Source organism: Flavonifractor sp. An112 (assembly GCF_002161085.1).
GTDB classification, from domain to species: domain Bacteria; phylum Bacillota; class Clostridia; order Oscillospirales; family Oscillospiraceae; genus Flavonifractor; species Flavonifractor avicola.
The window spans coordinates 105,047-119,855 of record NZ_NFLU01000009.1 but is presented as its reverse complement, the minus strand read 5'-3'; the positions used below and the strand labels follow the sequence as shown (position 1 = coordinate 119,855).

The following is a 14,809-nucleotide window of genomic DNA, read 5'->3' as shown; positions in this document are numbered from 1 at the left end:
CGAAATGAAGATTATCAATAACATTACAGAAAAACTATCAGATGACCTACAAGTAAGGATTGTTCCCCACAGCAAAATATCCATCGCTGCCGCCTGTTTTTCTGTTTACGCTTATGAAGAACTGAAAAAGCAGTTGGATCAGATTGAATCATTGCGGTTTATTTTTACTTCGCCGACTTTTCTTTCCGAACCAACTACAAAGGAGAAACGCGAGTTCTACATCCCCCGCCTAATGCGCGAAAAAACACTGCATGGCAGCGAGTTTGAAATCCGACTGCGCAACGAGTTTACACAGAAAACCATCTCCAAAGAATGTGCTGATTGGGTACGCCGTAAAGCACAGTTCAAATCCAACTGCACCGATGAGACAATGCCGGGTTTCCTTGCCGTCGATAGTGAACACCCGGTGGCGTATGCTCCCATCAACGGCTTCACTCGGGCAGATTTGGGTTGTGAGCGTGGCGGCAATATGTTTAGCATGATCCAGCAGCTGGATGCGCCGGAGAGCAAGGCCTATTTACAACTGTTCGATCAGCTTTGGGCCGATAAGCGGCGGATGCAGGATGTCACGGAGCAGGTGCTGGAGAGGATCACTACCGCTTATCAGGAAAACAGCCCGGAGTTTCTTTACTTTTTTGCGCTCTACAATATCTTCAATGATTTTTTGGAAAATGTCAGCGAGGATGACCTGCCAAACGAAGCAAATGGGTTCAAGGAGAGCTTGGTCTGGAACAAACTCTACACCTTCCAAAAGGATGCCGTGCTGGCCATCATCAGTAAACTGGAGCAGTACAATGGCTGTATTCTAGCCGATAGCGTAGGCTTGGGCAAAACCTTTACCGCTCTGGCTGTTATCAAGTACTATGAGAACCGCAACCTGCGGGTGCTGGTACTCTGCCCTAAAAAGCTCAGCGATAACTGGATGACCTATAAAGCCAACTATGTGAATAACCCCATCGCTGGTGACCGGCTGCGGTACGATATTCTCTACCATACCGATTTGTCCCGTGGCAAAGGATTTTCCGGAGAACTGGATCTCTCCAAAATCAACTGGAGCGCTTACGATCTGGTGGTCATTGACGAGTCTCACAACTTCCGTAATGGCGGCAGCAGCCACAGCGACGAAGGAAAATATAACCGTTACGATTCCCTGATGGAAAAGGTCATCCGCCCCGGCGCCCGCACCCGTGTGCTGATGCTCTCAGCTACGCCCGTCAATAACCGCTTCTATGACCTGCGCAACCAGTTAGCCCTTGCCTACGAGGGCAACAGCGAGGCTTGGCGGGACAAGCTGGACACCACCCGCTCAGTAGAGGAGATCTTCCGCAATGCTCAGAAAGCCTTTAACACCTGGAGTGAGTGGGATGTGGAGCTGCGCACCACCGACAAACTCATGCGGATGCTGGACTTTGATTTCTTCGAGATTCTGGACGCTGTCACCATCGCCCGCTCCAGACGGCACATTGAGAAATACTACAATGTGGGCGAGATCGGTAAATTCCCTACCCGTCTGCCGCCCATCTCCAAACGCCCGCCTTTGACTGATTTAAGCGATGCCATTACATACAGTGAAATCTATGACCTGCTGCTCAGCCTGACCCTAAGCATCTATACTCCCTCCAACTACATCCTGCCCAGCCGTATGGAGAAGTACGCCGACCTGAACCACGAGGGCAAGAACAGCCTGACTCAGGTAGGCCGTGAGCAAGGCATCCGACGGCTGATGAGCATCAACCTGCTCAAGCGGCTGGAGAGTTCCATCCACTCCTTCCGCCTGACCTTGAAGCGCATTCAGGACCTGATCTGCACGACCCTGGATACCATCGCTCACTACGATCCCAGTCTGACCCTGGAACTGAACGACCTGACCAGCACGGTGGACTTTGACGCCGATGACCAGGAAATGGATCTGTTCGCCGTGGGTAAGAAAGTAAAAATTGCCCTGGAAGATATGGATTATGTGACCTGGCAGCACGATCTGGAGGAGGACTTCAACACCCTCTATGTGCTGGTCAACATGGTGGCTGATATTACTCCGGAGCATGACAGCAAGCTGCAGATGCTGCTCTCCACCATAGCGGATAAAATCGACCACCCCATCAACCCCGATAACCGGAAAGTGATCATCTTCACCGCTTTTTCTGACACGGCAGAATATCTCTATGACCATGTCAGTGCCTTTGCCCAGGATGAATATGGTCTGCACACCGCGCTGGTCACCGGCTCTGTCAGTGGCCGCACGACAATACCCAGATTTAAGGCTGATCTGAACAATGTGCTGACCTGCTTCTCCCCCCTCTCCAAGGACAAGGCGGCCCTGATGCCGGACGGTCCGGACATCGACCTGCTTATTGCCACCGACTGTATTTCCGAGGGCCAGAACCTGCAGGACTGCGACTGCCTCATCAACTACGATATCCACTGGAACCCGGTGCGGCTGGTGCAGCGATTTGGCCGTATCGACCGCATCGGCAGCCGGAACGAGCAGATCCAACTTATCAACTTCTGGCCGGATATGCAGCTGGATGACTACATCAACCTAAAAGCCCGGGTGGAGACCCGCATGAAGGCCCTGGTCATGACCTCCACCGGCGACGACAACCTGCTCTCCCCCGAGGAGCAGGGCGACCTGGAGTACCGCAGAGCTCAGCTCCAGCGTCTCCAGACCGAGGTGGTGGATCTGGAGGACATGGGCACCGGCGTGTCCATCACCGACCTGGGCCTCAACGAGTTCCGCATGGAGCTGATGGAGTACGCCAAGACCCACCCGGAGCTGGAGACCTGCCCCGGCGGCATCAGTGCTGTGGCGGCGGCCACGGCGGACGCTCCGGCAGGGGTGGTGTTCATTCTGAAAAATGTCCACAACGAGGTGAACATCGACAACCGCAACCGGCTCCACCCCTATTATCTGGTCTATCTGTCTGAGGACGGCGTCACCGTCCACGATCATCTCTCCCCCAAGGATACCCTGGACGCCATGCGGCAGCTTTGCCGGGGCAAGGACAAGCCCATTGAGGCGCTGTACCGACCCTTCAATCAGGAGACCGATGACGGGCGGAATATGGCCGTCTACTCCAGTCTGCTGGAGGATGCGGTGCTGTCCATCCTGGACGCCAAGGAAGACAGCGACCTGGATAGTCTGTTTCGGGCGGGCGGCACCTCGGCTCTGCTCAGTCAGGTGTCCGGGCTGGATGATTTTCAATTGATTTGTTTCTTGGTGGTTCGATAGGAGGTGCAATATGGGTCTCAAGCATATGGCAGGTACCCCTTGGCACAAAGAAAGATTTGCTCGTCAAGAAGGTGATGAGCGTCGCCACAAGTCGCACTGTGTTTATTACAAATGGGAAAGTAATAGATGTACTTATGGCGGAATATGCCTGGGAAGTGCTCATTGTACACTCTATAAAAAAATGACAGACGAAGAGGAGGCCGCTGTGAAAAAGCAGAAAGCGGCTGCAAGGAGTTCTTCCCGTAGCAGTAGAGATGACGATGACGGGGTATATTGGTATTGATGGAGGTAGTGCTATGCTGGACTTTCCAAAATCAACAGTCTTCGGCCGCCGGTTCCCCAAGCAGAAATTCTATGAGAACCTGGATGTATCCGCTGATGTCAAGCGGCTCTTTGTGGAGCAGGTGAAGCTGATCACTTGGGCCAACAAGCTCTCCCACGAGACCATGAATATTGCCCCCGGCCAAATGGTGTGCGAAGTCGAAGTGTTTCGCCTGACGCTTCTGGGGCAGGAGTTGGACGAGCGGGTGCTGTCCCTGATGGACAGGCAGATTCCCTACCACATTCTGTTTCTGCTGGAGCGGCCCGATGGCAGTGTCCGGTTCCATGTGACCTATAAGGAGGCCAGCCAGAGCGGCAGTAACGCCTTCCAACTCCGGCAGAGTTATCACACAGAGTGGAGCAAGCCGGAGGACTTGTCCCTGAATCTCACCGCCCTGGATATGGATGCCCTCTATGAGAGTATCGTCCGCCAGATCGCCGGGGACGCCATCGACGCGCCCCAAGGCGAGAGCCTGAAAGAGGCGGTGGAGCAGGCCCAGCATCGGGAGAAGCTGGAAAAACAGATTGCTCAGCTGAAAGCGAAGATGAAGAAAGAAAAGCAGTTGGGACGGCAGATGGAACTGAGACGAGACTTATTAGCGTTGATAAAAGCGTTTGAGAGTAAAGATTAAATGATTGCGTCTATGATATAGTGTTACGATGTTGTTTCTGGGGGAATATCATGTCTGATTATCTTGTTGTTTTAAATAGATCTATGAAAGAAGCTATGCGTCTCATTCTTGAAAATCAAAATCAGTTACGGAAAGATGGTCAAGAAATAAAGAATAGAATTAAGGATTTAAATAAATCAATTGAAGATTCTTATCTCCAGATGATGCCCAATGACTCTATAATCAACATAGTCAGATATTTTTTACAGCACTACAAATATCAAAGATTGAAGTGCGAGGGGCGTCTTATACCCACAAATGTAATTTTTGCATCAAAAGTTCTCCCATTCTCCACAATAGTCAAATATAGATCATCTTTTTTTAACTTTCCTACCAAGCTAAATGATGTGATTTTCTACATACAATTAGTTGATGTAAAGTTCCCACACAAGTGGAAAGCAATGATTTCAGATCTTGAAAGACGATATCAATTACAGGGACTTCCCAAAAATAAAAGTGCCTTAAAATCACTGTTAAGACAATATCTTCTTAAACTTTCTGGAGGGGATTCTACTTTCGCAAATGAGTTTGCAACCGATAACAATGTTCAAATTCTATCCATGGCCATTCACGCAAAAACCAGTTTAAGTCTTACGCAATATTACTCTATTAAGACATTAGACGACATATATTCAAACTTCCACCCCCTTAATATTTTCACATTGCTAATGGATGCAATGGTAGCGTTCGCAGAAATGCAATCTGTAAAAACGCACAACATATCCAGGCACCCTTCCTGGTGCTACTATAACAAGACTGGACGGTGTGAAGAATTTAATAAAGAGTGTCATTCTACGATTGGATGTCCTTTCTTCAAAAAAAGCGAAAAATTACCTTCAGGGGCTATTAAGTTAGGTTAAAATATAACACTAATCGGTTGCTGGCTAAACCTTTTGGTATGAATTATAAGGGAGGCATATCAACCGACAGAGCAGATCAGTTAACTGAATGCGAAGATAAGGAAAGAAAAACAGCGGGGGCAGACGAGAGATCATGGGATTGGAGGAAATGCAATGAGTTCTGTTGATAGAGATACTATTTTAGCCTATGCACATACGCTAATGAGTCGTATCCGCATTACTTTTGCATATCTAGATACCTATAAAAGTTTGTGCGATAACGGAGCAAAATACCAAGATGCCATGAATCAAACGCCGTTGTTTTTTACGATGATATACCGTTCTTTGGCACACACAATTATGATTGATATGTGCAAATTATTCGAAGATGACAAACAAGTGTTAGGAATAAAGAAGTTCTATTCAATTTGCGAACAAAATCAGAAGCTGTTCTTCAACACTCGGCAAGACGAAAACGGAGAGCGTACAGAAATACCATATAGTATCGCAAATGTATTGGCGCTTGCTAAAAAGGATTTCGCAAGAAACAGTAAGGCAATTGAAAACCTGAAAGCGCAACGCGATACAATTTGGGCACATAGTGATAAGCGTTTTGTACTCAATCCGAATAAAGTCGAAAATGATTTTCCTGTAGCGTTGGATGAAATAGAGCAACTGCTTAAATTTGCAAGCGACTTTGTTAACGCAATAATTATAGGATTTACGAATTCAATTGAGTCTCCATTTTTTAATGCACCAACAGCTTGTTCAGAAAATGTAGAGCATCTTTTGGCTCTGCTGGAAAGTGGGATACAAACGAAGGAGATGGCTCATGGGCAAGTTTAAATGAGGAGCATATGCAGCCGCAAGTCTGTCCCTGAACTTGACCAACCTGGATATGGATGCCCTCTATGAAAGTATCGTCCGCCAAATTGCCGGGGGCGCCATTGCCACTCCCCAGGGCGAGAGCCTGAAAGAGGCTGTAGAACACGCCTAGCAGCGGGAGAAGCCGGAAAAACAGATCTCCCAGCTGAAAGCGAAGATGAAAAAGGAAAAGCAACTCAGCAGGCAAATGGAGATTCGACGGGAACTTATTCACATAGAAAAAGAAATTGGAGATTTATATGGAACGGAATAACATCTTCAAGTTATTGGAACAGAACTATAAATCATTCGAAAGCAATTTGTTTCGGATTGATGAGCTTTTTCAAAAACGCTACATGATGGAGCAAGGTTTTGGTCAAAAATCTACATTAAAAAGTTTTGTGCAGCAACATTGCTTTTATAGCTGGAAAAACAGAGGGCATTGCATCGATATAGATGATTTTCTAAATACAATTTGCTATCCGATTGATCCCTATGAGACAATCAATTTATATTCGTATTTAGACAGAATCGAGGGGATCTATAACCTATGGTATCTTGCAAAAAACTATCGATATTTAGCTGAGAAGCCACCTAAATTCTATATAACTTATGATATACTTAAAAAATTACTCGATGATTGTCTTTCTGATTTTAATTACAAAGCATATTATAATGCAGAAGCAGAGCAACTCATAGTAGTTGAGGACAAGCCTGAGGTAACTGCCGTAGCAGAAATCGTAGAACCCCAAACAGCTTTTGAAATTATACGATATAATCACCGCACATTGCAGGGAAACTTTGAGGCGAAAAAACGCATTCTTCTTACAATGGGGGCAGAATTAGAACCCAAAAGAAATGTTTTAAAAGGTATTAATCACGCATTGGAGAGCGGAATTTTCTTTATGCTTAACAATTTAAATCTCCGGCACAACAATTGTGCTGAGGGAGACAAGAACTATAAAAAAGCGGTAGCTTCTATGACACCGACAGACTTGGAACATTGGTATGATGAGCTATATCAAATGATTTTGTTGGCTAATTTGGAGTTAGACAATATGAAGCGAATGCATGATATCGATGATTTGAAGACGACAATTTCAGGAGGAAATCCATAAATGGACAAAATGAAATTTGAAACCCCGGATATGGTGGCCGGGAATATCGAAAAAATCGGGGCGCTTTTTCCTTCTGCTATTACGGAAATGCAGGGCGAGGACGGACAAATCCGGAAGGGTATCAATTTTAAAGTACTCAAGCAGCTGCTCAGCCGGGATGTGTTAGACGGCAACGAGTGCTATGAGTTCACCTGGGTGGGTAAGAATGCCGCCAAGGCCGAGGCCGCCCGTCCCATTACCAAGACCCTGCGTCCGGTGAAGGAGGACAGCCGGGACTGGGATACCACCCAGAACCTCTATATCGAGGGGGACAACCTGGAGGTGCTGAAAATCCTCCAGGAGAGCTATCTGGGCAAGGTGAAGATGATCTACATCGACCCGCCCTACAACACCGGCCACGACTTCATCTATCGGGATAAGTTCCAGCGCTCCCAGCAGGAAGAGAACGAGCAGATGGGAATGTACGATGAAGATGAAAAGCAGATGTTTGAGAACACGGAAAGTAATGGCCGTTTTCATTCTGATTGGTGCAGTATGATGTATTCCAGATTGGCACTGGCACGCAATCTACTGACTGATGACGGCGTTATTTTTATTTCAATTGATGATAATGAATGCGCCAATCTTCTGAATATATGTGGTGAGATCTTTGGTGAAAGCAACTTTGTTGCTAACATTTCGTGGCAGAGGACTTATTCTATGCGCAACGATGCCAAAGGAATTCCGGCAGAAGTCGAACACATTTTAGTTTATAGCAGGAGTGTGGATTGGCAGCCTCGAAAGCTTGAGCGCACTGAATCTATGGATTCAAAGTATAAGAATCCTGATAATGACCCCAAAGGCGACTGGAGAAATATTGTTGCCAGTGCACCAGATTCCATAGCCCATCAAGGGATGGTCTACGCAATCCAAAATCCAATTACGGGTGAATTAAATTATCCGCCACAAGGACGACATTGGAGTTTGGGTCAAGAACAGATGCTGGAAGCGATGTGTAAATGGTGCGAGTATGAATTAAAAGACATCAAAGACTATGAGGCCCGCGCCCAAGTATGCAATGTGTCAGTGGATGATGTTCGGAAAGATGTAATGGCAATTGTTCTGAAGGAAGATCCTATTCGTGCTCGACAAAAAGCGACAGAGATATATCAGAAAGGTCCGCTCCCTGAATTCTTCTTTTCTCGAAATGGGACAGGTGCATTAAGCCGCAAGGCTTATTTACAGCAGATGGGAGGGCGGCCTGTTACAAATCTTTGGCCATATAGCGAAACAGGACACACAGATGAAGCATCTCGCTTGCTTAAAGTGATGTTTGATGGCGTGGCTGTCTTTGACACACCAAAACCAGCCCGGTTGATAGAGCGCATACTTACCATTTCAACTGACAAAGACGGCATTATTATGGATTTTTTCTCTGGTTCTGCTACCACTGCCCATGCAGTCATGAGCAAAAATGCGCAGGATGGTGGACACAGAAAGTTTATTCTTGTTCAGGTGCCAGAGGAAAGCGCATCTCCGCAATATAAAACACTATGTGATATTGGTAAGGAGCGCATCCGCCGGGCCGGGGACAAAATCAAAGAGGACAACCCCCTGGGCACACAGGATCTGGACATTGGTTTCCGGGTCTTCCGGGTGGACAGCAGTAACATGAAAGATGTGTACTACCAGCCGGAGGAGCTGGATCAGCAGTCCATCTTCAATCTCGTGTCCAACATCAAGGACGACCGTACTGATATGGATCTGCTCTACGCCTGCCTGCTGGACTGGGGCGTGGAGATCCACCTCCCCCACACCAGCACCGACCTGGACGGCTGCACCGTCCACAATGTGGACAACGGCGCCCTCATGGCCTGCTTCAGCCCCAATGTGCCCCGCTCCGTGGTGGAGTATATGGCAAAGCAGCAGCCCCTCCGCGCCGTCTTCCGGGACAGCGCCTTCGCCTCCGACGACGCCAAGATCAATGTGACGGAGATCTTCAAAAACCTCTCCCCGGATACTAAGGTGAAGGTGATTTGATGGAGAAAAATGAGTTTTTACAGAACATTTCTGATAAAGACACCATTCAAAATCATCTTACCTTTATGGCCCTCTATATTGCCTTATACGAAAATTTTACCGCAACATTTATAGAGAATGTAAAGGCCTTCCTATGTGATCTCGGTATTAAAGATGGAAAACTAAATTACGGAGAGACTGCGCTGTATCGCGAAAAAATCAAAAACCGAGTGATTGATCAAAACGGAAACAAAGATGCACTAAAGGCTACCATGTTATGGTTGCAAGACAAAGGAGCTATGAGTGCTCAAGATTATTCTGATTTTTTACAAATCAAATCTATTAGAAATACCTATGCGCATGAAATGCCGCGCCTTATCATTGAAGGCGTTCCCCTGGAGAATATTCAATGGTTTTTCAAGCTATTAGAATTGTATAGAAAACTCGATAAGTGGTGGCTCAACGAGATTGAATTCCCTATTAGTGGAATAGTTCTCCCGGGTACTTATGATGAAAGCAATGTAGAAAATGCCATGCTTTCTGCATTCAAGTCTGTGATTGTTAGTCTGTATCGCAACGATGACATACTTAAAAACCAAAGTTGATGGTGAAAAAGCATGAAACTTCAATTCAAACACCAGCCCTTTCAGGCGGAGGCAGCTGCAGCAGTCTGCGATGTATTCAACGGCCAGCCCATGCGCACCACCACCTACCGTCTGGATCTGGGTGATATGACCAATGTCCAGCAGAGCATGGATATGACGGATACCGGCTTCCGGAACCACCCATTGGTGCCGGAGCTGACCCATGCCCGCATTCTGGACAACCTGCACGCTGTCCAGCGCCGGGGCGGCCTGAGGCCCTCCGACACTTTGGCCGGGCCGGGTATCAATCTGTCTATTGAGATGGAGACGGGCACCGGCAAGACCTATACTTATGTCAAAACCATGTACGAGCTCAACGCCCGCTATGGCTGGAGCAAGTTTATCATCGTAGTGCCGTCGGTGGCCATTCGAGAGGGCGTCTACAAGTCTCTCCAGACCACCCAGGAGCACTTTGCAGGGGAGTACGGCAAGAAGATCCGGTTCTTTATCTATTCCTCCGACCGGCTCACCGAGGTGGACCGCTTCGCCTCAGACAGTGCCATCAATGTGATGATCATCAATATGCAGGCGTTTAACTCCAGTAAGAACCAGCGGATCATTGACAAAAAGCTGGATACCTTCCGCAGCCGCAAGCCCATTGACATCATCGCAAAGACCAATCCCATCCTGATTATTGACGAACCCCAGAGCGTGGAGGGCAAGCAGACCAAGGAGAGCCTGAAGAAATTCAATCCTCTTTTTACCCTGCGCTACTCTGCCACCCACAAAGAAAAGTACAACATGGTGTACCGGCTGGACGCCATGGATGCCTACAATCAACACCTGGTAAAGAAAATTGCCGCTCTGGGTGTCACCCTCACCGGCTCCACCGCCACCAACAGCTATGTCTATCTGGAGGGCATCGATCTCTACAAAAACAAGGCACCCACCGCCCGCCTGGGGTTCGAGGTCAAGGGGGCATCCGGCACCAAAACCGTGGTCAAAAAAGTCAGCGGCGGTGATGACCTCTTTGCCCTGTCCAACGGTCTGGAGGAGTACTCCGACCGCTATGTGATCCTGCCTGACGGCATTGACGGCCGGGACAACTCGGTCACTTTCCTGAATGGTCTGAAACTCTACGCCGGACAGATCCAGGGCAATGAGCAGATGACCGCCCTCCAGCGGCGTGTCCAGATCCGTGAAACCATCCGCACCCACATCCGTCGGGAGCGGGATCTCTACCCCAAGGGCATCAAGGTACTCAGTCTGTTCTTCATCGATGAGGTGGCCAAATACCGCTTGTACGACGGCGATAACGACGATGGCCGTAACGGCGAGTATGCTCGGATGTTTGAGGAAGAGTATGAAAATGTGGTAAGCGAGCTCCAGCGGGAGATTGGCGACGAGGCCTATCTCAGCTATCTGGATAAAATCTCCGCCCATGAGACACACCAAGGCTACTTCTCCATCGACAAGAAAAAGGGCAAGAAGGCTCGCTTTGTGGAGAGTAAGGTGGATCGCAAAACCCAGACCTCCGATGACGCCGATGCCTACGACCTGATCATGAAGGACAAGGAGCGGCTGCTCAGTCTGGATGAGCCGGTACGGTTCATTTTCTCCCACTCCGCCCTCCGGGAAGGTTGGGACAACCCCAATGTGTTCCAGATCTGCACCCTGAAGCCCCAGAGCGAGTCGGAGATCCGCAGCCGTCAGGAAATCGGGCGGGGCTTGCGCCTGTGCGTCAACCAGCAGGGTGAGCGTATGGACGAGAGCGTACTGGGCAGCGAGGTACAGGAGCTGAACAAGCTGACCCTGGTCACTGATATGGCCTTCGGTAAGTTCGCCGAGGCGTTACAATCCGGCCTGGCTGAGTCCCTGGCTGACCGGCCCAAGAAGGTGGATGTACAGCTGTTCCTGGACAAGGTACTCACCAATGCCAACGGGGATACCGTCAAGGTCACCCGCGATTTGGCAGAGGCTATCTACGAGGATTTGATCGGAAACGGCTATGTCAAGCGTGGCGAATTGACGGACAAGTACTACACCGACAAAGCCAGCGGCACCGTTCAGGTGGCCGAAGAGGTCAAGGACTGCGCCGCTTCCGTGGTATCCATCCTGTCCACCATTTATGACAGCCACTCTGTGGAGCTTGAGGATGCCCACGGAAATAATGTAGAGGCCAAGGTGGATCCCGACAAGCTGAAAAAGAAGAAGTTCTTGGCTCTCTGGGAGAAGATCAACCAGAAATCCTTCTATACGGTCTCTTTTGACACCAAGGATCTTATTCAGAAAGCCATTGACAAGCTGAACGGTCATCTGGAGGTCTCCCGTATTTTTGTGAAAAAGGAATATGGTGAGCAGGAATCGAAGATTCAGTCGAAGGATCAGCTGCTCCAGGGAGAAGGCTTCAAGCAGCGGAAAGCGGATCAGGAAGTGGCGGATCATTCTGTTCTGGGCAGTGTGCGCTACGATCTGGTGGGCAAGCTGGTGGAGGAAAGCGGTCTGACCCGCGCTACGGTTGCGGCCATCCTTGCCGGGATGGCTCCGCAGAAGTTTGCCATGTACCGCCTCAACCCGGAGGAGTTCATTCTCAAGGCGGGGAAAATTATCAACAACGAAAAGGCCACGGCCATTATCCAGCATATCGCCTATAACAAGCTGGATGCGGTCTACGATACTGATATCTTTACTGCTGCCACGCTGCGGGGAAAACTGGGGCAGAATGCCATGCCGGTGGACCGAAGCATCTATGACTATCTGATCTATGATTCGGATGGCGAGCGCAAGTTCGCCGGACAGCTTGACATCAATGAAAAGGTTGCTCTCTATGTAAAATTGCCCAAGGCCTTCTTCATCTCTACGCCGGTTGGAAAATATAGCCCCGACTGGGCGATTGCTTTCCACGAAGGCACTGTGAAGCATGTCTATTTTGTTGCGGAGACAAAAGGAAGCAATGACACTATGGAGCTGCGCGGCGTGGAAGAGGCCAAAATCGAGTGTGCCAAGGCCCACTTTGCGGCAATCAGCAACAGCAGCATTACCTATGATGTGGTAAAGGATTTTGATCAGCTGTTGAATCTGGTTTCTTAATATTTGTGAAACCGGAAGGCTATCCGCTGTAATAACCATTGAATGTAATCTTTACCACCAACATCGTATTGGAGGATTTAAGATGGCTAAGAATATAGAACCCAAGCTAAAGAAAATTGGTGATTACCTAAAACTTGATGAGGATACCGTATTTACCATACCGGAATATCAACGCGCCTACTCATGGGGAATTGAGAATTGTGATAAGCTGTGGCAAGACATCAATGATTTTGTCGAAAGCGAAAGCAAGGACAGATATTTTTTCGGGACAATCATTATTAACTGTCAGGATAATGATACGAAATATGGGCTGATTGACGGGCAGCAGCGGACAACAACTTTTTTACTTCTCCTAAAGGCACTGTTGATCAGAACCAATATCGCAATCGAACGGACCTCAAATGATGATGACTCTGCCAGCCTTCGCCGTGGACTGCAAGAGCGCAGAAGAAGAATCATGGGTATTTTATATAAGGCAGAAACAGAGGATATTTCGGACACCCCTAATTCGGAAAAAGACGCCGAGATATGTCATCGCGCCATTATCCTCCAAAATTTTTCAATAAATGAACAATACAAGACTGAACTTGAAACGATTCTACAAGTGACAGATTATGAATCAGCAGAAGCAAGAGTTACCAAAATTAAATATAAGCAAAAAGACAACCGGTATACCAACTTCTTTAGAAATTTCAAATTTTTCTACAACAAAATCAGCGAACTATCAGATTCCCAACTGAACAATATTGCAAAAGCAATCACTGACAATTGTGAAGTCATTGAAATTAAGAGTTGGCAGGTTGAGCAAGCCATTACAATGTTTAACTCTCTCAATTCTGATGGGCTACCTCTTTATGATTCGGATATCATCTCCGCTAAACTGTATGCAGCAGCAGAGAGAATTGGAAGAGAGAAAGAATTTGCAGATTCGTGGAGGCAACTGGGTGACATTATAAATGAATTGGAAATAATCGGTATTGCAGATATTAACTCTATTTTGATGCAATATATGTATTATATTCGTACCGTTAATCACGAAACTATTAGTGATACGGGAGCAATCAATGTCACTACCCCCGGGTTAAGGAGGTACTTTACCGAAATTAACAAGGTTCCGGTTTCTGATCCGATTAAAATGTGTGCGGATATGATTAAATTAAGCAAGATATGGAAACAGGTTTCAGACTACACTCAGGTAAAGGTATTATTAAAATTTAACGAAAACTCAAAATTATTTTTGGCCAGCTATTTTTATAGGTTCAATGAGGAAGATATCTCAGCGGAAAATGTAGAGCCCATTGTTAATTGCCTGATTCGCTTATTTTCGCTTCTTGAACTTGGCGATGCGGGGTACTCAAGTAAATATTTCAAAACATTCTTGTTTAAAGAAGAGACTAAGCTCTCAGACAAAACGATTTCAGAAGATGAAATTGAAGCCGATTTCTGTGAACATATTAGTGCTAATTGGGACAGCAATGTAATAGACGCAGCACTACATGATTATGACGGAAATGCACTTGTATATCTAAACGAATACCTGTTTTCAAAAGAAACAAAAGCTGATTTTACACTTGGAGCAAAATGTGATATTGAACATATCATGCCTCACAGCGGGAATAATCTTCAGGAGATCAGAGCTGATGCTGAGATTGAGAACGAAGCTGAATTTGCCGGGCTTGTAAATAAGTTAGGCAACAAAATACTTTTAGAAGAAAAAATCAATAGAGCAATCGGAAATGAATGGTTCCGCACAAAGGTCTCAACTAAACTTGAAAATAAAACAGGCTATATTGATAGCAAATATCCACTTGCACGCGCATTGGTCTCCCAGTACCAGGATAAAAACAAACCATATTGGAAGAAATCCGATATTGCAGCCGCAACGGATAGGGCCAGCGAAAGAATACTTCGGTTCATCTTTGGGCTGTAACCAGCGACCATGGCACTAAGTGAAGGATATGTCGTAAAATAATTGGTTTTGCGGCATATCCTTCTTTGGGGATTGGGCATACATCCGATTAAAGACACCCTCAGAATATAATGAGCCAAAGATACGGCAGTCGAGCTTACTAGCAAGCATTCCTTCCCCAAAAAT

At 47.2% G+C, this 14,809-nt stretch carries 10 protein-coding genes; all 10 read left to right on the top strand.

What is annotated here, in order from left to right; genetic code table 11:
- Window positions 1-4: 4 nt before the first annotated feature.
- The 10 genes from B5E56_RS09705 to B5E56_RS09665 all read left to right on the top strand — a co-directional run bounded on the left by B5E56_RS09705 (window position 5) and on the right by B5E56_RS09665 (window position 14,644).
- On the top strand, window positions 5-3,229 hold the full coding sequence (locus B5E56_RS09705) for a helicase-related protein (RefSeq protein WP_087389539.1): 3,225 nt from the start codon (window positions 5-7) through the stop codon (window positions 3,227-3,229).
- A gap of 10 nt (window positions 3,230-3,239) precedes the next feature.
- Entirely contained in the window at window positions 3,240-3,512 is a 273-nt protein-coding gene (locus B5E56_RS14445; RefSeq protein WP_143383153.1) for a hypothetical protein, read from the top strand.
- A 13-nt stretch (window positions 3,513-3,525) separates the two neighbouring features.
- Entirely contained in the window at window positions 3,526-4,182 is a 657-nt protein-coding gene (locus tag B5E56_RS09700) for a DUF4391 domain-containing protein (RefSeq protein WP_087389538.1), read from the top strand.
- Between the two features lie 50 nt (window positions 4,183-4,232).
- The gene (locus tag B5E56_RS14440) at window positions 4,233-5,081 is read left to right on the top strand and encodes a hypothetical protein (RefSeq protein WP_143383152.1); all 849 of its coding nucleotides are present in this window, start codon (window positions 4,233-4,235) and stop codon (window positions 5,079-5,081) included.
- A 153-nt stretch (window positions 5,082-5,234) separates the two neighbouring features.
- On the top strand, window positions 5,235-5,906 hold the full coding sequence (locus B5E56_RS09695; RefSeq protein WP_087389536.1) for a hypothetical protein: 672 nt from the start codon (window positions 5,235-5,237) through the stop codon (window positions 5,904-5,906).
- A gap of 278 nt (window positions 5,907-6,184) precedes the next feature.
- On the top strand, window positions 6,185-7,042 hold the full coding sequence (locus B5E56_RS09685; RefSeq protein WP_087389534.1) for a hypothetical protein: 858 nt from the start codon (window positions 6,185-6,187) through the stop codon (window positions 7,040-7,042).
- Complete coding sequence (locus B5E56_RS09680) at window positions 7,043-9,061, top strand: site-specific DNA-methyltransferase (protein WP_087389532.1); 2,019 nt, start codon at window positions 7,043-7,045, stop codon at window positions 9,059-9,061.
- A complete protein-coding gene (locus tag B5E56_RS09675; RefSeq protein ID WP_158098703.1) occupies window positions 9,058-9,645 on the top strand; it encodes a hypothetical protein in 588 nt (195 codons plus the stop codon). The genes B5E56_RS09680 and B5E56_RS09675 overlap by 4 nt, the downstream gene beginning before the upstream one ends.
- A gap of 12 nt (window positions 9,646-9,657) precedes the next feature.
- Window positions 9,658-12,714: a type III restriction-modification system endonuclease gene (locus tag B5E56_RS09670; protein WP_087389528.1), complete on the top strand. Its 3,057-nt coding sequence runs from the start codon at window positions 9,658-9,660 to the stop codon at window positions 12,712-12,714.
- 82 nt (window positions 12,715-12,796) lie between these two features.
- Complete coding sequence (locus B5E56_RS09665) at window positions 12,797-14,644, top strand: DUF262 domain-containing protein (protein WP_087389526.1); 1,848 nt, start codon at window positions 12,797-12,799, stop codon at window positions 14,642-14,644.
- Window positions 14,645-14,809: the final 165 nt, after the last annotated feature.